The sequence below is a fragment of the Microbulbifer okhotskensis genome (assembly GCF_023895975.1).
Classification (GTDB): domain Bacteria; phylum Pseudomonadota; class Gammaproteobacteria; order Pseudomonadales; family Cellvibrionaceae; genus Microbulbifer; species Microbulbifer okhotskensis.
This window is the reverse complement of the sequence record NZ_JALBWM010000363.1, coordinates 1-559: the sequence shown is the minus strand read 5'-3', so window position 1 is coordinate 559 and position 559 is coordinate 1. Positions and strand designations below refer to the sequence as shown.

The 559-nt window shown below is 41.9% G+C and carries 1 protein-coding gene; it reads right to left on the bottom strand.

Features of this window, described 5'->3' with window-relative positions:
* Nucleotides 1-559 (bottom strand): transposase (locus MO867_RS22520; protein WP_252473339.1); only part of this gene is annotated, 559 nt, incomplete at both ends.

The window sequence follows — 559 nt, the reverse complement described above, 5'->3', positions numbered from 1 at the left end:
GTCAGGCCTACGTGCTGTTTTGCGTCTCTGAATAGAAATTCTATTTGGAATCTAGATTTGTAATACGCGACCAGTGTCATTGCATCCAGCTTTGTGTCTGTCGAATACAATAATGCGTGACCCTCTTTGTCGTCCTTTATAGATTTCAACATCACAACTCGAATTGGTCGCTTCAAAAATTTGGCATGAACAATTTTCGTATATACTTCAGTTTTTTCATTCAGAGCACCAACGTAGTCAAAACGATGTACGTCTGTGTCAAAATCAACCTTGCCATCATATTTCCTGGGACGACCCGAGCCTTTATATGTTCCTTCATATAACCACTGTAAGTTTGCATCTTTTCGCAACTTTCCAACAATGTGCAACCCCGTTGGAATAATGGCTGAAACAAATTTCACCTTGCTATAATAGGCATCTGCAGCAAGGTATTTAATTCCAAGCGCACGAATTGCTGCCGCAACTTTGACGGCATGATCGGCATATAGCTCAATTCGTGATCGACCTTCTTCGTCTATTGTCTGTTGGGCGTCCAAGGCATAGGCGGTATTCGATTTTC